The sequence below is a fragment of the Streptomyces sp. NBC_00016 genome, assembly GCF_045040885.1.
GTDB lineage: Bacteria > Actinomycetota > Actinomycetes > Streptomycetales > Streptomycetaceae > Streptomyces > Streptomyces coriariae.
The window spans coordinates 6,724,055-6,747,613 of sequence record NZ_CP108304.1 but is presented as its reverse complement, the minus strand read 5'-3'; the positions used below and the strand labels follow the sequence as shown (position 1 = coordinate 6,747,613).

Genomic DNA, 23,559 nt, shown 5'->3' with positions numbered 1-23,559 from the left:
GATTGGAAGGCACGACCATGGCGGGACCCGTCCTGGAAATGCGCTCGATCGTCAAGACCTTTCCCGGTGTGAAAGCGCTGTCGGACGTCACTCTGACCGTCCGCCAGGGCGAGGTCCATGCCATCTGCGGTGAGAACGGCGCCGGAAAGTCCACCTTGATGAAGGTGCTCTCCGGCGTCCATCCGCACGGCACGTACGAGGGCGAGATCCTGTTCGAGGGAGAGACCGTCTCCTTCAAGGACATCCGGGCCAGCGAGCAGCGCGGCATCGTCATCATCCACCAGGAGCTGGCGCTGGTGCCGTACCTCTCCCTCGCGGAGAACATCTTCCTCGGCAACGAGCACGCCACGCGCGGGCTGATCAACTGGAACGACACCCTGCGGCACGCCTCCGAGCTGCTGCGCCGGGTCGGTCTGAGCGATCACCCCGAGACCCGCGTCGCCGACATCGGCGTGGGCAAGCAGCAGCTCGTGGAGATCGCGAAGGCGCTCTCGAAGAAGGTGAAGCTGCTCATCCTGGATGAGCCGACCGCGGCCCTCAACGACGAGGACAGCGACAAACTCCTGGATCTCATCCTGGAGTTGAAGAAGCAGGGCATCACCGCGATCATCATCTCCCACAAGCTCAACGAGATCCGCAAGGTCGCGGACTCGGTGACGATCATTCGCGACGGGCAGTCCATCGAGACGCTCGACGTGAAGTCGGCGGAGACGACCGAGGACCGGATCATCAGCGGCATGGTCGGCCGCGACCTGGACAACCGCTTCCCCGAGCGCACCCCGCACGAGGCGGAGTCGGGCGCCGCCCCGGCCCTGGAGATCCGCAACTGGACCGTGCACCACCCGATCGACCAGCAGCGCAAGGTCGTCGACGACGTGTCGGTCCAGGTGCGGCGCGGGGAGATCGTCGGCATCGCGGGCCTGATGGGCGCCGGCCGCACCGAGCTCGCGATGAGCGTCTTCGGACGCTCCTACGGCCGGCACGCGGGCGGCACCGTCCTCAAGGACGGCAAGGAGATCCGTACGAAGACCGTCGCGGAGGCGGTAGGCCACGGGATCGCCTATGTCACGGAGGACCGCAAGCACTACGGCCTCAACCTCATCGACACGATCAACCGCAACATCTCGCTGACCGCGCTGGGCAAGGTGGCCAAGCGGGGGATCGTCGACGAGCACGAGGAGCGGCAGGTCTCCGAGGGCTACCGCAAGTCCATGAACATCAAGGCGCCGACCGTCTTCGAGCCGGTGGGCAAGCTGTCCGGCGGCAACCAGCAGAAGGTCGTCCTCAGCAAGTGGATCTTCGCGGGTCCTGACGTGCTGATCCTGGACGAGCCCACGCGCGGTATCGACGTCGGCGCCAAGTACGAGATCTACACGGTCATCGACCAACTGGCCGCCCAGGGCAAGGCGGTCGTCTTCATCTCCTCCGAGCTGCCCGAACTGCTCGGTATGTGCGACCGCATCTACACCATGGCCGCCGGGCGGCTCACGGGCGAGTTCCCGCGGGCCGAGGCCACGCAGGAAGTGCTGATGCGTCAGATGACGAAGGACAAAGAGGTATCGCGATGAGCACCGACGTGACCAAGAGCCCGGCAGCCGCGCCGCCCGGCAAGAGCGGCGGACCGGCGGCCGACGGCGGCCTGCTCCAGCTGGTGCTGGACGGCCTGCGCCGCAACATGCGCCAGTACGGCATGCTGATCGCCCTCGGCCTGATCGTCGCGCTCTTCGCGGTCTGGACCGACGGTGACCTGCTGCTGCCGCGCAACGTCTCCAACCTGGTCCTCCAGAACAGCTATGTGCTGATCCTCGCGATCGGCATGATGCTGGTGATCATCGCGGGCCACATCGACCTGTCGGTCGGTTCACTGACGGCGTTCATCGGCGCGTTCGCGGCCGTACTGACGGTGCAGCACGACGTCTCGTGGCCCGTCGCGGTGGTGCTGTGCCTGATCGTGGGCGCGATAGCGGGCTCGGTGCAGGGCTTCTTCATCGCGTATCTCGGCATACCGTCGTTCATCGTCACCCTCGCCGGCATGCTGATCTTCCGTGGCATGACGGAGATCTTCCTGGAGGGCCAGACCCTCGGCCCGTTCCCGGACGGTCTGCAGAAGATGGGCAACGGCTTCCTCCCCGAGGTCGGCCCGACCACGAACTACCACAACATCACGCTGCTGCTGGGCCTCGCCGTGATCGTCATGGTGGTGCTCCAGGAGGTGCGCGACCGCAAGCGCCAGCAGGAGTTCTCGCTGGACGTGGTGCCGCGCAACCTGTTCCTGCTCAAGATCGTCGCCATCGTCGCCGCGGTGCTCACCGTCACGATGCTGCTCGCCAGCTACAAGGGCGCGCCGATCATCCTGCTGGTCCTGGGCGCGCTGGTGGTCGGCTACGGCTACGTCATGCGCAACGCCGTCTTCGGCCGTCACATCTACGCGATCGGCGGCAACCTGCCGGCCGCGAAGCTGTCCGGCGTCAAGGACAAGAAGGTCACCTTCCTCGTCTTCCTGAACATGGGCGCGCTCGCGGCCCTGGCGGGACTCGTGGTCGCGGCCCGGCTGAACGCGGCCGGTCCCAAGGCGGGTCTGAACTTCGAACTCGAGGCGATCGCGTCGGCGTTCATCGGCGGTGCGTCCATGAGCGGCGGTGTCGGCACCGTCCTCGGCGCGATCATCGGTGGTCTCGTCCTCGGCGTGCTGAACAACGGCATGAACCTGCTCGGCGTCGGCAGCGACTGGCAGCAGGTCATCAAGGGCCTGGCGCTGCTCGCCGCGGTCGGTTTCGACGTCTGGAACAAGCGCAAGTCCGGTTCGTGACGCGTCCGCAGCGCTAGGACGGATCCGCAGCTCAGAACCGGTCCGTAGCTCAGGACAGGCAGGGCCCCGCCGGCACCGGCGGGGCCCTTTCCGATGCGCCCCGGGTGCCGAGGGTCACGACGCCTTCACAGGTGACCCACAAGTTCTTACCGATTCCTCAGCGGTTGAACAGCGCCACCCAAACCTTCGTATGTAAGGGCGGCCCGCGCTCCCCCGCGCGGGCCACCCAATGACGACGGGCCCGGTCGTCCCCGCCGGGCCCGCCCCATACGGAGGTTCCATGGCCGACAACGTCTCCTCGTTGTTCCGCAACACCGCGGCACACAGCCCGTCGATGGCGGCGCTGACGCGGGAGGGCGGCGAGGGAGTCGGCCCGGTGGACTTCTGTATCCCCTGCAACCCCTACTTCCCCACCCCGGCCATGATGGACACCATGGCCGCGCGGCTGCGGGACATCATCACGTACTACCCGAGCGGCGCCGACACGATCACGGCCGAGCTGTGCAACCTGCTCCAACTCCCGCCGCAGGCCGTGGCGATGGGCAACGGATCGACCGAGCTGATCACCTGGATCGACCACCTGCTGGTGCGTGAGTCCCTCGCCGTCCCCGTCCCCACCTTCGGCCGCTGGACCGACCAGCCCATGGAGACCGGCAAGCGGGTCGACATGTTCCCGCTCCAGGAGTCCAGCGGCTTCGCCCTGGACCTCGCGCAGTACGCCGAGTTCATCCGGACCCGCGGCACCAGGGCCGCCGTCATCTGCAACCCGAACAACCCCGACGGCGGCTTCCTGCACAAGCACGCGCTCGTGCAGTTCATGGACGCCATGGCCGACCTGGACCTGATCGTCATCGACGAGTCGTTCCTGGAGTTCGCGGACGCGGAGCAGGAACCGAGCGTCGTGCAGGAGGCGATGATCCGGCCCAACGTCATCGTGCTGCGCAGCCTCGGCAAGAACTTCGGTCTGCACGGCATCCGGTTCGGCTACATGGTCTCCAACCCGTCGCTCGCCGGCCGGGTCCGCTCGATGCTGCCGAAGTGGAACCTCAACGCCTTCGCCGAGTACGTGGTGTTCATGCTGAAGGAGCACGGCCCCGAGTACGCGCAGAGCCTGATGCAGGTGCGCCGGGACCGTCTCGACATGGCGAGTCAGCTCAGCGCGCTGCCCGGGCTGACCGTCTACCCCTCCCAGGGGAACTTCCTCTTCGTGCGCCTTCCCGTCGGCGCCGAGGGCACCGTGGTCCGCGACCGGCTGCTCGCCGAGCACCGCATCCTGGTCCGCGAGTGCGGCAACAAGATCGGTTCGTCCAGCCGCTTCCTGCGGCTCGTGGTGCGCCCCCAGGTGGACGTTCGTCGCCTGGTGTCCGGCCTGGAACAGGTGCTCTACGGGACCAGGAGGGGAGCCGCCGTGCCCGAGCTGAGCACCGGGACCAGCTACAGCTCGGGCACGCCGGCGGTGGACCGGCTGGTCACCAACGGGTCCGGCATGCACAACCTCGCCGCTCAGGCCATGGGCGTCGCGATGCCGGGGCCGGCGCCCGCCGTCGGCGCCCCGATGGCGATGCCCGCCCCGCCGATGGCCCCGGCGATGGCGCAGGCCACTCCGTCCGACGGCGCCGGGATGCCGATGCCGGCCGCGGCCCAGATCTTCCCCCAGTCGGTGCCCGCCCCGGCCCCCGCGCCGGCCCCCGTCCCGGCCGCGGCTCCGCCGATGGCACCGGCCGCCGCGATGGCACCGGCCGCGATGGCCCCCGCGATGGCGCCCGCCATGGCCCCCGCGGCGATGGCCCCCGCCATGGCTCCGGCCCCCGCCCCTCCGATGGGCCCGACCCCGCCCGGCGTCCCGGCCCGCGGCGGCCTCACGGCCGCCCAGGTCCGGGGCACCAACGGCCTCTCCCCCGCCGCCGCGACAGGCTGGCCGAACGCCCAGAGCTGGCCGAACGCGGCGGGCATGGGCCAGGCGGGATAGGACTTCGCACCGCCGACCCGTTGCGCCCCGAACGGCCGATGGCTGCTCGGGGCGCAACGGGTCGGCGGCAGAAACTTCACCGCACACCGGCTGCACCGGCTACACCGGCTACACCGGCTACACCGGCTCGAGCCTCCACTGCTGGCAGGTGTTGTTCAGCCAGGACCACTGACGTACGTCGGCGGAGTCCGCGGTGGAGCAGTCGGCGACGTCGGCGACCTTGCCCGTGGACTGGTTGACGATACGGACGTATCCGCTGTCGGTGGTGAGGAAGCGGAAGCGCTGGCAGGTGTTGTTCAGCCAGGACCACTGACGCAGGTCGGCGCCGTCCGCGGCGGAGCAGTCGGCGGTGTCGAGGACCTTGCCGGTGGCCACGTTGACCAGGCGGCTGGTGTCGTCGCCCTGGTCCTCGATGCGCCAGCGCTGGTTCGTGCCGCCGTTGCAGGTGTACTGCTGGACGTTGGCGCCGTCCGCCGTCGAACTCCCGGCCACGTCGAGGCACTTGCCGCTGTTGCGGTTGGTGATCCGGTAGGTGGTGGCGGTGGCCGAAGGTTCACCGGAGGGGCCGCTGCCGGCCGAGCCCAGCGCCACGGGCGTGCCCAGGTTCGGGGTGCCGTCGGAGTTCCAGGTGAACTTCTGGGCCCGGGTCGTACGGCCGTTGTCGCAGCCGTCCGAGGCCGAGTCGTTGGCGTGGTAGACGATCCAGCTCTCGGTGCCGTCCGGCGAGCTGAAGAAGCCGTTGTGGCCGGGGCCGTAGACGCCCGCGGAGTCGTTGCGCTGGAACACCGGCGTGGACTTCTTCGTCCAGGACGATGCCGCGAGCGGGTCGGAGCCGGTGAGGGTGAGCTGGCCGAGTTTGTAATCGGGGGTCCAGCAGCCGCTCGCCGAATAGACCAGGAAGGTCTTGCCGCCGCGTTGCAGGATCTCCGGACCCTCGTTGACCGAACCTCCGGACGTCTCCCACGAGTTGGTCGGCGTGGAGATGGTCGAGAAGCCGGTGGCCAGGGTGTACGGGTTGGACATCCGGGCCGCGACGAGGTTCTGCGTCCCGCCGCTCGCACTGCCGAACAGGTACAGCTGGCCGTTGATGGTGGCGACCGTCGGATCCAGCATCCAGGCGGAGTTGAGCTGGTTCTTGTAGGTGTACGGGCCGGTCGGGTCGGAGCCCGCGCTCTCCAGGACGTGCGTGCGCTGGGTCGGGTTGTAGTCGGTGACGTTCTGCCCGGCGACGTAGTACAGGTACCAGCGGCCGTTGAGGAAGTGGATCTCCGGCGCCCAGATGTTGCAGCACCGCGAAGCGGCGTCCCCGGTCCACACCTGGATGTTCGGCGCGGTGGCGAGCCCCGCGAGGGTGGCGGACTTGCGCAGGGTGATGACGTTCGTCCAACTCGTCGTCACCAGGTAGTAGTTGCCGTCGTGGTACGAGATCCAGGGGTCGGCGCCCTTCTGCGCCTTGATCGGGTTGGTGACGGTGGCCGCGCTCGCCGAAGGCTGTCCGATCGCCAGGGCGAGCAGCAGCGCGGTCAGCAGGGTCAGTAGGCGACGGGCCATCCGCTGCTCCAGTTCAAGAGGTTGATGCCGAGCTTGGGGGTGCCGTTGTCGTTGCCGTCGTAGTAGTGGTAGACGATCAGGTCGCCGTCGGTGTCGTGCAGGATCGACTGGCCGCCGGGGCCGATGACGCTGCCGTGCGACTCCAGGACCGCCGTGCCGCCGTTGTTCGTCATCGCGACGCCGTTCTTGTCGTAGTACGGCCCGGTGACGGCGGTGGCGCGGCCGACCTTCACCTTGTAGGTGGAGCTGGTGCCGGCGCAGCAGGTGTCGTAGGAGGCGAAGAGGTAGTAGTAGCCGCCGCGCTTCACGATGTAGGGCGCCTCGACGGCCTTGGTCCCGGTGGGGCGGGAGGCGATCGAGCGCCGGGCGGTGTCGGACGCGAGCTGCTTGCCGGTGGCCGGATCGATCCGGATCATCTTGATCCCCGTCCACCAACTCCCGAACGAGAGCCACCACTTGCCGTCGTCGTCCACGAAGAGGTTCGGGTCGATGGCGTTGTAGTCGCTCGACGTGGTGGAGGTGTAGACGGTGCCGTAGTCGGTCCAGGAGCCGGGGAGCCCGGTGCTCGAACCGGCCAGTCCGATCGCGGACCTGTTGGATCCGAAGGTGGAGACGGCGTAGTACATCAGGTACTTGCCGCCCTGGTAGGAGATGTCGGGCGCCCAGGCCTCGGTGGTGCCGTAGGAGGACCACCAGCTCGGCCGGGTGGAGAAGGCGTCACCGCCCGCGCTGAACGCGATGCGGTCGGTGGAGGTGCGGTAGGACAGGCCGCCACCGGTCGCGTAGAGGAGGTAGCGGCCGGCCGAGGTGCGGATCATCGTCGGGTCGTGCACGACGGTGGAGCCGGTGACCGTACCGGGGTTGGGGTACGCGGAGGCGGTGGACGGGATCAGGGCGAGCAGGACCGCCGCCGGGACGGCGAGCAGTGCGGCCCTACGGGACGAGCGGGGCCTGCGGGATGTGTGGGGCGTGCGGGGCGTGCGAGAGGTGCGGCTCATGCGGACGCTCCTTCGAGGGGGGAATCAGTCGTTCGTGATACCGAACGACATTCGCGTCGTCGGACGGGACCGTAGGATCGAACCCCTTGCGCGTCAATGGTTCGCGCGCGCACCCGAAAGTCTTCGAGAAACGGCACCGCCGATCGCCTCTTCGAAGAGGGCGACAGCCCTTGTGTCGACACTTGCCCGGCAAGTAGCTTGACGGCGTCTCACTTTGCCGAACTGACAGCCTGCCGACAGGAAGCGTTTCTACGGTGTCGTGTTCATGACAGACACCTCAGATGCGCGCCCCTCCGTCGCGCGCCGTACCGTACTCGTCGCCTCGGGCGCGACCGCAGCGGCCCTGGCCGTAGGCGCCGCTGCCACGCCCGAGGCCCCCACCGCCGACGCGGCCGACACCGCCCCCGTCGCCGCCGCGGCCGTCTGCACCCTCACGAAGGAGATGACCGAAGGCCCCTACTACCTCGACGGACAGTACGTCCGCGCCGACATCACCGAGGGCAAGGCGGGCATCCCGCTGAAGCTGACCCTCACGGTCGTCGACGACGACACCTGCGTGCCCCTCTCCAACGCCCTCGTGGAGATCTGGCACGCCGACGCCCTCGGCGAGTACTCCGGCTTCGTCGGCAGCAACGGCCACAGCGAACCGGACAGCGGCACCTTCCTGCGCGGCGGCGTCCTCACGAACTCCAGCGGCGTCGCGGCGATCACCACGGTCTACCCGGGCTGGTACCGGGGCCGCTGCATCCACATCCACATCAAGGTCCACACGAACGTCACCCTGACCTCGGACGGCTCCTTCACCGGTGGCCAGGAGCTCCACACCGGTCAGCTCTTCTTCAACGAGACGATCACGACGGCCGTCGCGAGGATCTCCCCGTACTCGACCAACACGGTCACCCGCACCACCCTCGCCCAGGACTCCATCTACGACGAGGGAGGTGCCGCCTCGGGCCTGCTGACCCTGACGGCCCTGGGCAGCTCGACGTCCGCCGGGTACGCGGGAACGCTGACGCTCGGGGTCGAGAACTGACCTCGGCCAGGCACCGTACGACCCGCACGACCTGCACGACCTGCACAACAGGTACGACCCGTACGACCCGTACGACCCGTACGGCATGAACATCCCCCGTTCGACTGGGCGTCACCGCAGCCGTGGTGGCGTCCAGTCGGCATGCCGCAGGGCGGCCCGCAGGGTCGGTCCGGAGGGTGCCAGCCGCAGGGCGCCGTTGCGGAGGGCCACGGCGAGGGGGTGGGTCAGCCCCTGACCCATCCGGCCGGCCAGGCGGGCGGCGCGGGCCACGGACCGGCTGCGCCGCCGGCGGACCGCGTCGTAACGGCGCAGCGCGGCCGCGGTGGTGGGTCCGGTCGCCAGACAGGAGGCGAGTACGGTCGCGTCCTCCAGCGCCTGACTGGCGCCCTGCCCGAGGTTCGGGGTCATGGCGTGGGCGGCGTCGCCGAGCAGCGCGACCCGGCCGACGGTGAACGCGGGCAGCGGGGTGACCAGTTCGTGGATGTCGTGGTGCAGGACGTCCTGCGGCCGGGTCGCGTCCAGGAGGGCGGGGACGGGATCGTGCCAGCCGTAGAAGCGCCGGCGCATCGCGGCGAGCGGGTCGGCGTGCCTGACGCCCGGCGGTGCGGTGAGCACCGCGTGCCATTCGGCCCGTCCGTCGACGAAGCGGAGGTGCCCGAACTCGGCGCCCCTGCCCCAGGTCAGCTCGAGATCGGGCAGGTCGTGGAGCGGGCGCGCGGTGACGGCCCGCAGGACCGTCGAACCGCTGTAGACCGCTCCGGGGTGCCGGGGGAACAGCTCGGCGCGCAGCCGACTGTCGACACCGTCGGCGGCGACGACGAGTTCGGCATCGTCGCCCGCGCCGCCGACGTCGGTCACCTCCACCCCGGTGCGCACCCACCCCGCGGGCAGCGCCTCACGCAGGACGCGGTGCAGGTCGGCACGGAGGACGCCGACGACGGGCGTCCCGAGCCGGCGCTCCAGGGCCGCGCCGTCCATCCGGGACAGCATGCGGCCGTCGGGGGTGAGGGTGCCGCCCGTGTACACCGGCCGGACGGTGGCCCGTATCGCCTCGCCGACGCCGAGCGCGTCCAGCGCCCGCATCCCGTTGGCGTGCAGGGAGATCCCCGCGCCCACGTCGGCGAAGGCGGGGGCGCGTTCGAGGACCGTCACATCCCAGCCGATCCGGCGCAGCCCGATCGCGGCGGCCAGCCCGCCGATGCCTCCGCCGACGACCACCGCGCTGCGACTGCCACCCATCCCCCACGCCCCCTCTGTCCGCCGGCAGGGCGAGTCTCCGCGCCCACCGGGGGCACCGCGTGGGCCGGGTTCGTGGCCCACGCGGCGAGGTGACCCGAGGGTCGGGACGGGCTCACTTGCCCGGGCACTCCTGCCAGGCCATGTGGTAGATCGTACTGAGGTCGCCGTCGGTCGAGTCCATGGTCATGAAGCTGACCTTGCTCGGCGAGGACGTGCCCGCGTTCACCCGGAGCTCGGTGTTGATGTTGAAGTTGCGCTGAACTCCGCAGGGGGCCCAGACCAGTTGGGCCCAGTCGGTGCTGTCGGTCGCCTGCCAGCTGTCGTTCAGGGAGCCGCTGAAGTTGTGGTTCTTGAACACGGTCTGCGACGAGCCCTGGAAGTAGTACGAGGCCCGCTGTACGGCGGTCGCGCCGGTCTGGAGCGAGGCGTAGCCGCGGTAGTCCGCCTTGGCGATGGCGTACGTGAAGCCCGAAGGGACGTGGACGATCAGATTGAGCTGGCAGTTCTTGCGGAACGCCGTGGGGTTGGAGCCTCCGCCGACCTGGGCGAGGTAGTCGCTGTAGGTCACGGTGAAGGCGGTGTTGTCCTCGGAGACGGCGACGGCCGCCGTACCCGCGGGACAGCCGGAGCCGTTCACCGTGGCGACGTCGATGACGATCTTGTCCGGGGGCGGGTTGTCGAACACGGGGGACGAGTTGTGCGCGGGTATCGCCGCGGTGATGAGAGCGGCGACCGCACCGCCCAGGAGAAGCCCACTTGCCATGGTCTCTGTCCTTCGTTCGGATCGGTGGGGGGTGGATGCGCGCCCGGCTCGGCACAGCAACTCTGTGAAGAATCAATGGAGTTGCTGTGAAGAACCGGGGCGATCGCATCGTAGGGAGAGCAGTGGGGCGCGCCCAGGCCGAACTCCGGCCATTCACCACGGCCCGTTCACACCCGGTCGCTCCGGGTCAGGAAGGGAGGGGCCGCCCCACCCCCGCCCCACCCCCGCGTCGCCCGCCGCCGGCCGGCCTCCGCCACGGCGCGATGCCCGAACTCGCATGGAAACAAAGGTGGTTGACCGTTGCATCCCCAGGCCTTGCACAGCCCCGCATAAAGGATTTCCTCAGATACGCCCCTAACTTCACTCGACATGACGGGAAACACCGAGCACCACAACGAGACCATCAGCTCCGACGACAACCAGCAGCCCGGTAGGCACCGGCTGGACAAGTCCATGAAGCGGCGCCGCGTCCTGATCGGCGGTACGGCGGCCGCCGCCGCCGGCGGGCTCGCCGTCGCCGGGTTCGCCTCGGCCGACACCACGAGCGGTGGGACGGCGGCGTCCGCCGAGGCCGCGGCCGAGGCCTCTTCCGGCACCTCCGCCACCAGCGGCGTCTGCACCCTCAACGCCGAGGTCACCGAAGGCCCCTACTCCCTCGACGGCGCCCTCGTCCGCGAGGACATCAGGGAGGACAAGGAGGGCTTCGAGGTCCGGTACACCTTCACCGTCGTCGACCAGGCCGCCGACTGTGCGCCGCTCGCCGACGCCCTGGTCGAGATCTGGCACTGCGACGCCCTGGGCGAGTACTCCGGCTTCGTCGGCGGCAACGGCCACCAGGAGGAGGACAACGGCACCTTCCTGCGCGGCGGGCAGCTGACCGACGCGAACGGGCAGTGCAGCATCACCTCGATCTGGCCCGGCCATTACGTCTCCCGGGCCGTGCACGTCCATATGCGGGTGCACACCGAGGTGACGCTCACCGACGACTCGTACACCGGCGGCGAGGTCATCCACACCGGTCAGCTGTTCTTCGACCCCGACATCAACGAGGAGATCCAGGCGACCTCGCCGTACTCCGCGAACACCACCAAGGAGACGGCCCTCGCCGACGACAGCATCTACGACGACGGGGGCGCCTCCTCCGGCCTGCTCACCCTGACCGCCCTCGGCTCCGGCGTGTCCGACGGCTACAAGGCGACGATCACCGTCGGCGTCGACTCCGCCTGACCGCCACCCCGCCTGACCGACGCGCCGCCCGGACGGCGCCGACGACCGCGGCCCGCACCCGTACGAGGTGCGGGCCGCGGTTGTCACGCCGGTGCGGGCCGGGTCCTAGTAGGTGTAGCTCAGACCCGACTTGTAGGGCGTGAGGGACCGCTGGCCGACGACTCCGCGGTAGGTGTACCAGCCCCACTTCTTGCAGATGGTCTGGTAGCTGAGTGTGTTGTGGGCACCGGCCCCCACCCGGACCCGCGGATAGATGACGTTGTCGCCCCAGTCGCCGCCGGCCGGCCCGCTCGAGTAGGCGTCCACCGCCCAGTACACGCCCACGACGGAACCGCCCGCCGGACAGTTCCAACTGCCCAGGTTGACCCAGACGTTCCCACCGGTCCACGCGCTCGCGGGTGCCGCTGCGAGACCGACGACACCGGCCGCCGTCATCGCCCCCGCGGCCCACAGCCGCGCTCTGCGCACGATCGACCTGCCCATGTGACCCTCCCCTTCCGTGCAGCCGGAGTCGCGACTTTTCGCCCTGTCGCTCCGGCAGGCCAGGATCGTGTCACGCGGTGAATCGCGGCCGCTCCGGGTTCTTCGAAGCTCGAAAATAGGAGATCTGTACGCATTGGGCCGGGCGGGGCCCCTGCCGGCCGCCCGGGGTCGGGCGATGCGGGTGGTGGCCGTGACTCACGGGTTCTCCCAGGCCGCCGGTTCCTCGGCGAGCGCCTGGACCGGGTCCGGCAGGGCGTCCGCCGCGATGTCGGCGATCGTGACGCCCTCCAGGATCCGCCGCACGTTCGCCCGCAGCGCGATCCAGAGCGGCAGCAGGGGCTGCGCCGAGCCCGTGTACGTCAGGCCGGTCGGGCGCTCGCCGCGTACGGACACGATCGGGCCGTCCACCGCCCTGATCACGTCCGCGACCGTGATAGCCGCCGGATCGCGGGCCAGCCGGTAGCCGCCGCCTCCGCCGCGCCGGCTGTCGACGATCCCACCGCGTCGCAGGTCGCCGAGGATCCCCTCGAGGAACTTGTGCGGAATGTCCTGCACGGCGGCGATCGACTCGGCCTTCACCGGGTCGCCGCCCTGCCGTACGGCGAGCTCCAGTACCGCCCGCACCGCGTAGTCCGCCCGTGCCGAGATCCTCATGGGCCCATTGTGCCGTCAGCCGCCTGCCGTCACGGGTCGGGCGTGACCCGGTGCCCGGCGCCGGACGGGCGCGACCGGTCGGCCGGTCGGGCGCGCCCGGCCGGGAAGCGAAGGTTTCTGGCGATTCCGAACGCCCGAGCAGAACCCCTTGCGCAATGGTCAAGAAGTGTTGACCATTGGGGGCATGCCTACCGATGATGTTCCCGAGACGCTCCACGTCACCACGGACGAGCAGCTGCGCGCCGTCTCCAGTCTCACGCGCCACCGGATCATGGCCGTGCTCCGCTTCGAGCCCGCGACGATCACGCAGATCGCCGAGCGAGTGGGCCTCGCGAAGGGGAGTTCCAGCTACCACGTACGGCTGCTCGAACGGGCCGGCCTGGTGAAAGTGGTACGAACGCGCAAGGTCCGGGGGGTCACCGAGCGGTACTACGCGATGGCCGCACGGTCGATCGTGCTGCCGGATCCGGGCGAGGGAGGCCCGGATGTGCTGATGCGGCACGCGGTGGCGGACCTGGAGGCAGCGCCGGCGGATGCCGAGCGGCACGTACGGATGGCGCATCTGCGGCTCACCGAGGAGCAGTTCGCCGAGCTGGGGGCGCGGCTGCAGGCACTGGCGGACGAATACCGGGAGCTGTCCGATCCGTCGCTGCCGGACGCGTCACTCGTCTTCGCACTGTTCCACCCGGCATCGCGCGAGCAGGCCGAAGGGAACGCCAAGTGACCTCAGAAGCACGGAAGTTGCCGACCGGGTTCGGACGGCTGTGGACCGCGCAGACGGTGTCCTCGCTCGGTGACGGGGTGTCGCATGCCGCGCTGCCGCTGCTCGCGCTGACGTTGACGCGGGATCCGATGGCGCTCGCCGTCGTCACGGCCGCCGGAACGCTGCCGTGGCTGCTCTTCGGGGTGCTCGGCGGTGCGCTGGTGGACCGCTGGGACCGCCGGCGCACGATGTGGGTCACGGACGCGGCGCGTGCCGTGCTGCTCGCGATACCGGCGGCAGCGGCCGCGCTCGACGTGCTGAGCATTCCACTGCTCGCGGCCGTCGCCTTCCTCCTCGGCCTCGGCGGACTCTTCTTCGACACGGCCGCCACGGCCTACCTGCCGGATCTGCTCGGCCGCGACCCCGCGCTCCTGGAGCGCGCCAACTCCCGCCTGCGCGGCACCCAGACCGCCGCGTCCGGCTTCGCCGGGCCGCCCGCGGGCAGTGCCCTGCTCGCGCTCGGGCGGGCGGTTCCGCTGCTCGCCGACGCGGTCTCGTTCGCGCTCTCCGCGCTGCTCGTACGGTCGCTGCCCGCCGCACCCCGGCCCGCACCGCAGGCCCGCGAGTCGCTGCTGCGGCAGGCGCGGGCCGGCGCCTCCTACGTGTTCCGGGATCAGCTGCTGCTCGGGCTCGCGCTGCGTCCGGCGGTCGGCAACATCGCCTTCCTCGCCGTGGAGACCGTACTGGCCCTCTTCGCGCACGATCGTCTCGGCATCGACACCTTCGGCTTCGGCCTGCTCCTCACGGCGGAGGCCACCGGCGGTCTGCTCGGCGCGGGCATCGCCTCCTTCCTCGGCCGACGACTCGGCACCGGGACCGCACTGACCTGCACGGCCGCGGTCGAGGGACTCGCCATCCTGGGCCTTGCCGCCGCCCCGAACCCGTATGTCGCCGGCCTCGCGCTCGCCGTCTGCGGAGCGGGCATGGGCGCCACGATGGTGCTCGGCCCCTCCCTCCGACAGACGATCGTCCCCGCCCACCTGATGGGCCGGGTCGCCTCCACCTCCCGCATGCTCGCCATGTGCGCCGCCCCGTTCGGCGCCTTCCTCGGCGGCTGGCTGGCCAGCACCTACGACGTACGCACCCCGCTCTACACCGCCGCCGGCCTGCTCCTCACCATGACCGCCATCACCGCGACCATGACCAGCAACCGCCGGGTCGAGGCGGCGCTGTGTGCGGCTGCCCCCGCCGATGATCGGGATCACTCGGAATCCCGGGATTCCGTTCAGGAGCGTGCCCTTTAGGGCTCCGCGAGGTGGTCGAGCCGGCGCACGGCAGGCCCAGCGGGCCGGGTGCGCCGCCGTCGATCCGCGTCGTCCTCTTTCCGTACCGCCACTACCCACACCCGCGGACGGCCGGGCGCCGGTCCCTCTCGTACGCCCGGCCGCGCTCCGCCGCTTCCGGTCAGGCCGGCCCGATCACGCGAGCCTGATCACGTTCCAGGACAGCGGCTCCAGCGTCGCCGTCAGCGCGCCGTCCGTCAGCGCCGTGCCCTCGGCCGGGTGCGGGGCGACCCGCTCGGGGTCGGCGAGGGTGTTGCGGGCGTCCGGGTCGGCGTCCGCGAGCACACTGTGTTCGACGACGGAGGTCAGGTCGAGGCCGGTCAGCCCGATGTGGAGCGGCAGCGCCTCGGTGCGGCTGCGGTTGACGGCGAACACGGTGACCGTGCCGTCGTCGGCGCGGACGGCGGTGGCGTGCAGCAGGTCCGCCTCGCCGTACTTGGCCGTCACATACGTCGGTGAGTCGACCCGCACGTCGAGAACCGTGCCCCGGCCGTGCTTGGACGCCTGCGCGAACGGGAAGAACGTCGTCTGCCGCCAGGCCGGGCCGCCCGGCTCGGTGAGGATCGGCGCGATGACGTTGACGAGCTGGGCGAGACAGGCGACCGTCACCCGGTCGGCGTGCCGCAGCAGCGCGATGAGGAGCGAGCCGAAGACGACCGCGTCCATGACGCTGTAGTTGTCCTCCAGCAGCCGGGGCGCTTCCGCCCAGTCCCGCGCGCCGGAGTTCTCGATCGCGTGCCACCCCGAGATGTACCAGACGTTCCACTCGTCGAAGGAGAGGTTGATCTTCTTCTTCGACTTGAGCTTCGCGCCGATGTGGTCGCAGGTGGCGACGACGTTCTCGATGAACGACTCCATGTCCACGGCCGAGGCCAGGAAGGAGTCGACGTCGCCGTCCTGCGGCTCGTAGTAGGCGTGCAGGGAGATGTAGTCGATCAGGTCGTACGTCTCCGCGAGGACCGTCGCCTCCCACTCGGCGAAGGTCGGCATGGACTGGCTGGAGGAGCCGCAGGCGACCAGTTCCACGGACGGGTCCATCTGGCGCATGGCGCGGGCCGTCTCGGCGGCGAGCCGGCCGTACTCCTCGGCCGTCTTGTGGCCGGTCTGCCAGGGGCCGTCCATCTCGTTGCCCAGGCACCAGAGCCGGATGCCGAACGGGTCCTTGTCGCCGTGCGCGATGCGCTGCTCCGCAAGGGCCGTGCCGGACGGGTGGTTGGCGTACTCCTGGAGCTCCAGGGCCTCGGCCACGCCTCGGGTGCCGAGGTTGACCGCCATCATCGGCTCGGCCTGCGGGCCGATCTTGCGCAGGAAGGCGATGTACTCGGAGAGACCGAAGCGGTTGGTCTCCGTCGAGCGCCAGGCCAGGTCGAGGCGGCGCGGGCGGTCCTCGGCCGGGCCGACCGAGTCCTCCCACTTGTAGCCGGAGACGAAGTTGCCGCCGGGGTAGCGGACGGCGGTGACGCCGAGTTCGCGGACCAGCTCCAGGACGTCGGTCCGCAGTCCGGCCTCGTCGGCGGACGGGTGGCCGGGCTCGAAGACGCCGGTGTAGACGCAGCGGCCGAGGTGTTCCACGAAGCTGCCGAAGAGGCGGGGGTTGACTTCGCCGATGGTGAAGGCGGGGTCGAGGGTGAGACGTGCGGTGTGCATGTACGCCTTTCGAATGTGAGGGTGCCGGTCCGCCGACGGCTGCGTCCGTCGGCGGCGGCGGGTCTGTCCTGGAATCACCGGCCCGGATTCACCGGCCCGGAATCACTGGCCGAGAATCACTGGCCCGCCAGACCCGTGTGGGCCACGCCCCGCACGATCTGGCTCTGGAAGAAGACGAACACGACGATCAGCGGAAGGCCGGCCAGCAGTCCGCCGGCCATGAGCTGGGGCCAGACGATGCCGAAGGCGTTCTGCACGGTGGCGATGCCGTTCGGCATGGTCATCAGGTCGGGGTTGTTGGTCACCATGTAGGGCCACAGGAAGTTGTTCCAGGAGGCGATGAAGGTGAAGATGCCGACCGCCGAGAGGGACGGCTTCGACAGGGGCAGGACGATCGTGAAGAAGATCCGCCAGCGGCCCGCGCCGTCGATGAAGGCCGCCTCCTCCAGCTCCTTCGGCAGGGACTGGAAGAACTTGTAGAGGATGTAGACCATCGCCGCCGGCGCGCACTGCGGAAGGATCATGCCCCAGTAGGTGTCCACCATGCCGAGCGACTGGACCGTGGTGAAGAGCGGGACGCCGAGGATCGCCGGGGAGAACATCAGGCCCGCCATCGTCAGCGCCATCAGCGCCGACTTGCCGCGGAACTCCGTGCGCGCGAACCCGTATCCCGCGAGGGAGGCGACCGCGAGGACGATGAAGGTGACGCAGACGGACACGACGACCGAGTTGACGAACCAGTTGGGGATGTTGCCGGCCTCGATCACCGCCTTCCAGGACTCCGCGGTGAAGTCCTGCGGGATCCAGTGCGGGGACGTCACCGATTCGGTGGGGGTCTTGAGTGACGTCGACAGCGCCCAGGCGAGCGGGGCCAGCCAGACCAGGGAGAGGGCCGCCGCCACCAGCGTGAGGGCGATCTGGGCCGGGGTCCAGGTGCCGCGCGGCTTGCGCAGCGCGGGAGTCGGGGACGTCGGCGGCGCGGGGGGCACGGTCGGCGTGGTCGGCGTCGTCGGCGTCGTCATCGGGTCGCGACCTCCTCGCGGTTGCGCAGCAGCCACATCCGCCCGAGGGCGACGGCCGCGACGATGATGAAGAGGATGAAGGAGATCGCGGAGGCGTAGCCCACGCGGTAGCTGGTGAAGCCCTGTTCGAGGGTGTACTGCACGAAGGTGCGGGTCGATTCCTCCGGTCCCGGTCCGAACTGGTACATCACCACGGCCTGGTCGAAGACCTGGAGCGAGGCGAGGATCTGCAGGGCGAAGACCAGGCCGGTGATGTTGCGCAGGTTGGGCACGGTGATGTGCAGCATCCGCTGGAAGGCGTTCGCCCCGTCCAGCTCGGCTGCCTCGTAGAGGTGGTGGGGGATGTTCTGGAGGGCGGCCAGGTAGAGGAGGAAGGAGAAGCCGACCGTCCACCACAGGGTCGCGACGACGACCGCGAGCATCGCCGTGGACTTCTGGGTTAGCCACGGGGTGTCCAGGCCGAGGACGTGGTTGACCATGCCGTTGGTGGGCTGGAACAGCCACCACCACAGGTTGCCGATGACCGCGGAGGGCAGCAGGAAGGGCGCGAAGAAGCACAGCCGCCACAGCCACTTGAAGTGCACGGTGTGGTGGGCGATCAGCGCCATCAGCAGGGCCACGACGACGATCACCGGGACGACGTAGAGCGTGAACTGCACGCTGTGCCAGAGGGAGTCCCAGACCAGGTCGTCCTTCAGGGCCTCGCGGTAGTTGTCGAGGCCGACGAAGCCGGTGTGGTCGCCGGAGATGTTGGCGTCGGTGAAGCTCAGGTAGAGCCCGCGGACGACCGGCAGCACGACGAACAGTCCGTACAGGACGAAGAACGGGGCCACGAACCAGCCGCCGTGCTGGAAGCGGCGGCCCCAGCGGGCGCGGGCGGATTCGGCGGCGACCGCGGTACGCGGCGGCAGTGTCCGGGCGGGCGCGAGCGTGCTCATGCGCCGGCTCCCTTCAGCTCCTGGGCTGCCGTGCGGCCGTCCATCGGGTTCTTCATGGCCAGCAGCTGCGCCAGCGCGGACTTCATCCGGCGGGCCGCCGCGTCCGGGGCGGCCGAGCCCAGGTTGGAGGCGGCCACGATCGGGCCGACGCGCTGGGCGAGGACGCCGGTGGAGCCGGCGAACCAGATGTGCGGTTCGTTGGCCTGGTGGTCCATGGCGGGGCGTGAGTACTCGCTCTGCGGTGCCAGTTCCAGGTAGGCCGGGTCCTTGAAGGTGGGCAGATAGGCCGGGACATGGCCGCCGTTGGCCCAGGTGGTGGCGTGCGTGACCATGTAGGCGGCGAGCCGGTAGGCGCCCTCGTCGGCGTCCCCGCCGCGGTCGGCCTGGTGGGGCAGGACGAAGGAGTGCGACTCGGCGTGGGTGGCCGGGGTGCCGAATACCGGGGGCAGCGGCTGGGCGCCGTACTCGACCTTCTCGCCGTTGAAGTACGGCACCGACCAGTTGCCCTCCCAGGTGAACGGCGAACCGGCGAGGAACGCCTCGCCGTCCGCCTCGCCGACGGTGACGTAGCCGTCGGTGACGTGCTTGCGGAAGAACTCCAGGACCTGGGTGGCCTTGTCGGTGTCGAAGGTGACGGTCGTGTGGTCGTCGTCGAAGTAGGTGCCGCCGAGCTGCTGGTAGAAGGCGACGAAGAACCACCAGCAGAAGTTCTGGTCGCCTGCGTGCAGGCCGAGTGTCTGCTGCCCCTTCCTCAGCTGCCCCTTGGCCTCCTTCAGGATGTCGAACCACTCGTCGGTGGAGCCGGCGGCGGGGAGGCGGCCGGCGGTGTCGAGGAGTCCCGCCTTCTCGCAGACGTCCTTGCGGTAGAAGTTCAGCTGGACGTGGATGTCCAGCGGCAGCGCGTACAGCTCGCCGTCGACGATCCCTCGTTGCCACAGCACCGGGTTGAAGTCGGCCTCGCGTACACCGTGCTTGGCGAGGAGGTCCACGTCCCAGGGGTCCAGGAGGCGGCCGGGCGCGAAGCCGGGGATGCGGCCCTGGTGCATGACCCCGAGGTCGGGTGCGCGGTTGCCGGCGGCGGCCATGGCGAGCTTGGTGTAGTAGGGGCCGCCCCAGGCGAGGGTGGAGTCCTTCACGGCGATGTCCGGGTGCCCGTCGCGGAAGGCGTCCACCATCGCCACCTGGTTGGCGCCGTCGCCGCCCTGGAAGAGGTTCCAGTAGCGGACCCGGGTCTGTGTCCCGGCGGTGAGCGCGTCGGCTCCCGTGCCGAGGGCGGCGAAGCCGAAACTGCCCGCCACCGCCAACCCGCCGGCGGCGGCGAGAAGTTGCCTGCGATTCAGGCCAGGTTGTCCCATACCTTGCCCCTGTCGTTCTACCGGTTCGACATTTCGAATTCTGCTCGTAACTTCGAACGGGACCGTAAAATCGATGCGCCCGCGCGTCAATGGTTTTGACGGGATCTATGACAGCGCTTTCTATCGATGGCTTCCCGATGGCCCCCGACGGCCCCGTGAAAACTTCCCGTGACGTGGGCACAACCGGCCGCGTAGGCTCGAACGCGCTGCCGTACGGCGGTTGAGAAGGGGGAGCGGATGGACATCGCGGGCGCGCGCGGGAGGGCGGCCCGGATCGGCTCGGCGCTGCGGCGCGCGAGAACCGGACCGGCCATGCGCGAGCTGACCGGCGATCTCTCCGCCGCGCTGCGGGCCCGCCCCGGCCGGCCGGCCGGTGTACGGGACGTGTGCCGGGCGCTGTGCGAGGAGATGTCCGCACGGCGTGGCGGGCGGCCCGTCGAGGTGCGGTTCGAGCGGTTCCCCGACGAGATCGAGGTGACCGGACTGTGGGTGGAGTTCCAGGACTTCGACCTGGTCATCGTCGAGGAACGGGCCGAGGACGTGCAGCAGCTGGTCATCCTCGGACATGAGCTGTGGCACCTGCACGCCGGTCACCGGCATCACCACCACGGCGTCGGCACGATGGCCGCGGGCGCGCTGGCCGGACGGTCCGGCTGGGACTCCCTCGCGCTGACCGTCGCCGCCCGCAACGGCTCACGGGAGGACGACGAGGCCGAGGCGGACGACTTCGGCCACCGTCTCGCGGCCCGTTTCCGGCGCTACCTGTCCGACTCGGGGCCGGCCGCCGCCGGGCCGGGCGGGGAGACGGCCGCGGTCCAGCGGACCCTCGGCTACCGCGGACGCAGGGGCACCGCGCGGTGAGCCACGGGCTGTACGTCTCCTTCTGGCTGCCCACCGTGGTCCTGGGCGCGGCCCTCGCCATCAAGCTGCCCAGCATCCTCAAGCTCTGGCGGGACCCGCTGCTGCGCGCCGTCGGCGGTCTGCTGGTCTTCGCCTGCGCCGTGTTCGTGTTCGCGGCCCCCAAGACCATCGCCTGGACCAACCGGGTCACCGGCGTGCCGAACATCGCGGCGCCCTGGGTGTACTCGCTGCTCACCGCGCTCTCCGCGTCCTGGCTGCTGCTGATCATCGCCTGGCGCAACGGCCGTACCGAGCGCTCGGCCCAGACCCGGCGGGCGACCCGCTGGGTGGTCTCCGTCTACGCGGGGGTGGTCGTCGCGCTGTGGGTGCTCTTCGCGCTCGCCGACGTCCCCGTGGAACAGATCCGGGACCTGGACACGTACTACGCCAACACGCCCTTCATGCGCGAGGAGATCCTGCTCTACCTGCTCGCGCACACGGTGGCCTGCTCGGTCACCGCCCGGCTCGTCTGGAACTGGAGCCGCACCGAGGGCCTCGACGCCTGGCTGCGCTGGGGACTGCGGTTCCTGGGGGCCGGCTATGTGACGAACCTGCTGTTCAGCGCGGCCAAACTGACCGCCGTCGGGGCCCGCTGGACCGGCCACGACCTGGACTGGCTGAACACCAACATCGCGCCGTCGGCCGCCTGCATCGCCGCCACCCTGGTCGCGATCGGCTTCATCGTCCCGCACGCCGGGCAGTACCTCCAGGAGCGGTGGCGGATCCGCCGCCGGCACCGGAGCCTGCGGCCCCTGTCCCGGCTGATGCGGAGCGTCACCGGCGCCCGCGAACCCTTCGACCTGCGCGCCACGCCGGAACTGCGGCTGATCCGGCGCGAGACGTTCATCCGCGACGCGCTGCTGCAGCTCGCCCGGTACCTCGACGACGACCTGCGCGCGCGGTCCTACGACGCCGGCGTCGCCCTCGGCTTCGAGCGCGGCCGGGCGCAGGCCCTCGCCGCCGCCGTGACGCTCCTGGACGCGGTCGAGGCCCGGGAGCGGTCGCTGCGGCAGCCTCAGCCCCCGGAGGCCGCCCCCTCGGCCGCCTCCGCGGCCTCTGCCACCTCCCCCACCACCTCGGCGGACCCGTCCGGGTCCTCCCGTCCGGACACCACCTACCTCCTGCGGGAGATCCAGGCCGTGTCCCGCGTCCTTCGCCACCCCGTCGACCTCCAGGCGGTCCGCGCCCACGCGGCCGCCCCGGCAGAGAGCATGTCCACGCATGAGTGAACCCTCCAACCCCGCCAGAACCGCCGTAGTCCTGGGGGGATCCCATGCGGGCATGCTCGCGGCACGCGCCCTGGCCGGCCTCGCCGACCGGGTCGTGGTCGTCGAGCGGGACGTCCTGCCCGACGGCCCCGCCCCGCGCAAGGGCCTGCCCCAGGCCCGCCACGCCCACATGCTGTGGTCGGGTGGTGTGCGGGCGGTGGAGGAACTGCTGCCGGGCGTGACCGCGGCCCTCCTGGCCGCCGGGGCACGCCGGGCGCCGGTCACCACGGACATGGTCGTCATGGGCGCACGGGGCTGGTTCCGACGGTGGCCCGAGTCGCACCACGTGATCCTGGCCGGCCGCGACCTCCTGGACGCGACGATCCGGGCCCAGGTTCTCGCCGACGACCGGATCGAACTGCTCTCGGGCGTCGAGGTGCTGGGCCTGGCGGGCGACGCGGGGGCGGTCACGGGGGTACGGGTGAGGGCCCGGGGCGGCCCGGCGCCGACCGCTGCCGCAGCGCTGGGCGCGGATGCGGGGGCGGGGGCGGGAGCGGGAGCGGGGGCGGGAGCGGGAGCGGGGGCGGCCGGGGTATCCCGCTCGACGACGAGTTCGACCGCAGGCCCGGCACCGGACTCCGGCCCGGCATCGGATTCCGGCCCGGCATCGGACTCCGGCTCGGCCACGGGCGCGGGGCCGACCCCGGACGCGGGCGCGGAGTGGGTGGTTTCCGGCGGGCTGGTGGTCGACGCGACCGGGCGCGGGTCACGGGTCGGGCGGTGGCTGACCGAGCTCGGGCTGCCCGAGGTGGAGCGGCGCGAGGTGGACTCCGGGCTGGCCTACGCCAGTCGTCTCTATCGCGCGCCGGAGCAGGCCCGGTCCGGGTATCCGATCGTCAACGTGCAGCCCGACCCGCGTGCCGGGGGGCCGGGACGGGCGGGATTCCTGCTGCCCATCGAGGACGGACACTGGATCGCCACCCTCAACGGCACCCGGGGCGGCGAACCCTCCACCGAGAACGACGACTTCGTCCGCTTCGCCCGCGAGGAACTGCGCCACCCGGTCATCGGCGATCTCCTCGAGCAGGCCGAGCCGGTGTCTGACGTGGCATACACCCGGGCCACCGTCAACCGTCGCCACTTCTACGAGCGGATGCCGGCCTGGCCGGAGAACCTGACCGTCGTCGGCGACGCCCTCGCCGCCTACAACCCGCTCTACGGCCACGGTCTGGCCGTCGCCGCCCAGAGCGCGGTGATCCTGCGGGACGTGGTGCGCCGGCGGGGATGGGGCTCCGCCGGGCTGTCCCGGCGGGTGCAGAAGGCGGTGGCCCGGCCCGTGAGCACCGCGTGGGACCTCGCCGTCGGCCAGGACGTGTTCTGCCCGGGCGCGACGGAGGGCGGACCCACGCTCCGGGACCGGCTCGTGGCCGCGTATGTCGGCCGCCTGATGCTCACGGCCACCGGCAACGGCCGGATCGCCCGCCGGGTGACGGACGTGACGTCGCTGGAGCGGGGGCCCGAGGTCCTGCTGGCTCCGTCGGTGCTGCTGGCGGCCGCGCTGGGGCCGTGGAAACCGGCCCTGACCGGACCACCGCTGACCGGGGACGAGCTGAAACGGGCGGGACTGGAGTAGCCCGGGGCGGACGGGCGGGCGAGGGCGGGGCGAGCGGACGGTGCCGCGCAGTCCCGGGCGGAGGGGGTGGCGCGGGGCGGTCCA

20 protein-coding genes are annotated in these 23,559 nt (G+C 70.6%); 10 read left to right on the top strand and 10 right to left on the bottom strand.

The features are described 5' to 3' along the window. Positions 1-17 precede the first annotated feature (17 nt). The 3 genes from mmsA (at position 18) to OG933_RS29810 (ending at position 4,778) form a co-directional block, all read left to right on the top strand. Positions 18-1,568 (top strand): multiple monosaccharide ABC transporter ATP-binding protein, encoded by a 1,551-nt coding sequence (gene mmsA, locus OG933_RS29820; protein WP_362264809.1) that lies wholly within the window; start codon positions 18-20, stop codon positions 1,566-1,568. Next, positions 1,565-2,809: a multiple monosaccharide ABC transporter permease gene (mmsB, locus tag OG933_RS29815; protein WP_142264082.1), complete on the top strand. Its 1,245-nt coding sequence runs from the start codon at positions 1,565-1,567 to the stop codon at positions 2,807-2,809. Before mmsA ends, mmsB begins: the two co-directional genes overlap by 4 nt. A gap of 280 nt (positions 2,810-3,089) precedes the next feature. Continuing rightward, positions 3,090-4,778 carry a histidinol-phosphate transaminase gene (locus OG933_RS29810; protein ID WP_362524207.1) on the top strand — a complete coding sequence of 563 codons (1,689 nt, stop codon included), beginning with the start codon at positions 3,090-3,092 and terminating at the stop codon, positions 4,776-4,778. A 117-nt stretch (positions 4,779-4,895) separates the two neighbouring features. Here the strand turns inward: OG933_RS29810 and OG933_RS29805 are convergent, their stop codons facing one another. Together OG933_RS29805 and OG933_RS29800 are read right to left on the bottom strand one after the other, a co-directional pair. Then, positions 4,896-6,329, bottom strand: a complete 1,434-nt coding sequence (locus OG933_RS29805) for a family 43 glycosylhydrolase (protein ID WP_405629779.1) — start codon at positions 6,327-6,329, stop codon at positions 4,896-4,898. Beyond that, positions 6,311-7,327 carry an arabinan endo-1,5-alpha-L-arabinosidase gene (locus OG933_RS29800; RefSeq protein WP_405629777.1) on the bottom strand — a complete coding sequence of 339 codons (1,017 nt, stop codon included), beginning with the start codon at positions 7,325-7,327 and terminating at the stop codon, positions 6,311-6,313. Before OG933_RS29800 ends, OG933_RS29805 begins: the two co-directional genes overlap by 19 nt. Positions 7,328-7,592: 265 nt before the next feature. Between OG933_RS29800 and OG933_RS29795 the strand changes: the two genes are divergently transcribed. Further along, positions 7,593-8,360 carry an intradiol ring-cleavage dioxygenase gene (locus OG933_RS29795; protein ID WP_362529574.1) on the top strand — a complete coding sequence of 256 codons (768 nt, stop codon included), beginning with the start codon at positions 7,593-7,595 and terminating at the stop codon, positions 8,358-8,360. A gap of 111 nt (positions 8,361-8,471) precedes the next feature. Here OG933_RS29795 and OG933_RS29790 read toward each other — a convergent pair whose 3' ends face one another. Both OG933_RS29790 and OG933_RS29785 read right to left on the bottom strand, forming a co-directional pair. Beyond that, on the bottom strand, positions 8,472-9,599 hold the full coding sequence (locus tag OG933_RS29790) for an FAD-dependent monooxygenase (protein WP_405629775.1): 1,128 nt from the start codon (positions 9,597-9,599) through the stop codon (positions 8,472-8,474). Positions 9,600-9,711: 112 nt separating this feature from the next. Then, entirely contained in the window at positions 9,712-10,362 is a 651-nt protein-coding gene (locus OG933_RS29785; protein ID WP_362529568.1) for a DUF4360 domain-containing protein, read from the bottom strand. A gap of 369 nt (positions 10,363-10,731) precedes the next feature. Between OG933_RS29785 and OG933_RS29780 the strand changes: the two genes are divergently transcribed. Further along, on the top strand, positions 10,732-11,589 hold the full coding sequence (locus OG933_RS29780) for an intradiol ring-cleavage dioxygenase (protein ID WP_405629772.1): 858 nt from the start codon (positions 10,732-10,734) through the stop codon (positions 11,587-11,589). Positions 11,590-11,694: 105 nt separating this feature from the next. Here OG933_RS29780 and OG933_RS29775 read toward each other — a convergent pair whose 3' ends face one another. After that, positions 11,695-12,072 carry a hypothetical protein gene (locus OG933_RS29775; protein WP_142264089.1) on the bottom strand — a complete coding sequence of 126 codons (378 nt, stop codon included), beginning with the start codon at positions 12,070-12,072 and terminating at the stop codon, positions 11,695-11,697. Between the two features lie 195 nt (positions 12,073-12,267). Next, entirely contained in the window at positions 12,268-12,726 is a 459-nt protein-coding gene (locus tag OG933_RS29770; RefSeq protein ID WP_314221616.1) for an Rrf2 family transcriptional regulator, read from the bottom strand. Positions 12,727-12,910: 184 nt separating this feature from the next. On the opposite strand from OG933_RS29770, the gene OG933_RS29765 reads away from it, so the two are divergent. Together OG933_RS29765 and OG933_RS29760 are read left to right on the top strand one after the other, a co-directional pair. Then, a complete protein-coding gene (locus OG933_RS29765; RefSeq protein ID WP_362529560.1) occupies positions 12,911-13,450 on the top strand; it encodes a winged helix-turn-helix domain-containing protein in 540 nt (179 codons plus the stop codon). Next, positions 13,447-14,733, top strand: coding sequence for an MFS transporter (locus OG933_RS29760; RefSeq protein WP_405629768.1), 1,287 nt, complete (start codon positions 13,447-13,449; stop codon positions 14,731-14,733). The genes OG933_RS29765 and OG933_RS29760 overlap by 4 nt, the downstream gene beginning before the upstream one ends. A gap of 174 nt (positions 14,734-14,907) precedes the next feature. Here OG933_RS29760 and OG933_RS29755 read toward each other — a convergent pair whose 3' ends face one another. From OG933_RS29755 to OG933_RS29740, 4 genes are all read right to left on the bottom strand, one after another. Next, the gene (locus OG933_RS29755; protein ID WP_362529555.1) at positions 14,908-16,419 is read right to left on the bottom strand and encodes an alpha-N-arabinofuranosidase; all 1,512 of its coding nucleotides are present in this window, start codon (positions 16,417-16,419) and stop codon (positions 14,908-14,910) included. 116 nt (positions 16,420-16,535) lie between these two features. Next, positions 16,536-17,441, bottom strand: a complete 906-nt coding sequence (locus OG933_RS29750; protein ID WP_405629765.1) for a carbohydrate ABC transporter permease — start codon at positions 17,439-17,441, stop codon at positions 16,536-16,538. Next, positions 17,438-18,379 (bottom strand): sugar ABC transporter permease, encoded by a 942-nt coding sequence (locus OG933_RS29745; RefSeq protein WP_362529549.1) that lies wholly within the window; start codon positions 18,377-18,379, stop codon positions 17,438-17,440. Before OG933_RS29745 ends, OG933_RS29750 begins: the two co-directional genes overlap by 4 nt. Next, positions 18,376-19,734 carry an extracellular solute-binding protein gene (locus tag OG933_RS29740; RefSeq protein WP_362529547.1) on the bottom strand — a complete coding sequence of 453 codons (1,359 nt, stop codon included), beginning with the start codon at positions 19,732-19,734 and terminating at the stop codon, positions 18,376-18,378. The genes OG933_RS29745 and OG933_RS29740 overlap by 4 nt, the downstream gene beginning before the upstream one ends. A 237-nt stretch (positions 19,735-19,971) precedes the next feature. Here OG933_RS29740 and OG933_RS29735 point away from each other — a divergent pair, with 237 nt between their 5' ends. The 3 genes from OG933_RS29735 to OG933_RS29725 are packed head-to-tail and all read left to right on the top strand — an operon-like array spanning position 19,972 to position 23,475. Further along, positions 19,972-20,595 carry a toxin-antitoxin system, toxin component family protein gene (locus OG933_RS29735; RefSeq protein WP_362529544.1) on the top strand — a complete coding sequence of 208 codons (624 nt, stop codon included), beginning with the start codon at positions 19,972-19,974 and terminating at the stop codon, positions 20,593-20,595. Beyond that, positions 20,592-21,863: an MAB_1171c family putative transporter gene (locus OG933_RS29730; RefSeq protein WP_362529542.1), complete on the top strand. Its 1,272-nt coding sequence runs from the start codon at positions 20,592-20,594 to the stop codon at positions 21,861-21,863. The genes OG933_RS29735 and OG933_RS29730 overlap by 4 nt, the downstream gene beginning before the upstream one ends. Then, entirely contained in the window at positions 21,856-23,475 is a 1,620-nt protein-coding gene (locus OG933_RS29725) for a pyridine nucleotide-disulfide oxidoreductase (RefSeq protein WP_405629760.1), read from the top strand. Before OG933_RS29730 ends, OG933_RS29725 begins: the two co-directional genes overlap by 8 nt. Positions 23,476-23,559 lie beyond the last annotated feature (84 nt).